Source organism: Pseudomonas sp. 32_A, from assembly GCF_017490905.1.
Taxonomy (GTDB): domain Bacteria; phylum Pseudomonadota; class Gammaproteobacteria; order Pseudomonadales; family Pseudomonadaceae; genus Aquipseudomonas; species Aquipseudomonas inefficax.
The window spans coordinates 1-228 of sequence record NZ_JAFGYI010000543.1 but is presented as its reverse complement, the minus strand read 5'-3'; the positions used below and the strand labels follow the sequence as shown (position 1 = coordinate 228).

Below are 228 nucleotides of genomic sequence, written 5' to 3'. Positions count from 1 at the left end.
AAGGGCATTGCTCTCCTGATAGAGCCAGCTCTAAAGGGCATGGCTCTTCTGACAGAACCAGCTCTTGCTGGGATGGCACTGCTCTCAAGAACAACACTGTACCTGTGGGAGCTGGCTTGCCGGCGATTGGGGCGCAAAGCGCCCCCATTCCAAGCCAAATACAAGAAAGAGAGGCTACAACCGTGATCGACGCCCTGAACCACTTGCCGCGCCCCCGGGCCGGCGCCG

The 228-nt window shown here is 59.6% G+C and carries 1 protein-coding gene; it reads left to right on the top strand.

Annotation, left to right across the window (positions count from 1 at the left end):
• The coding region (locus J5M58_RS27745) for a hypothetical protein (RefSeq protein ID WP_207880763.1) at nucleotides 1–186 on the top strand (186 nt) is incomplete at its 5' end.
• Between the last annotated feature and the right edge of the window lie 42 nt (nucleotides 187–228).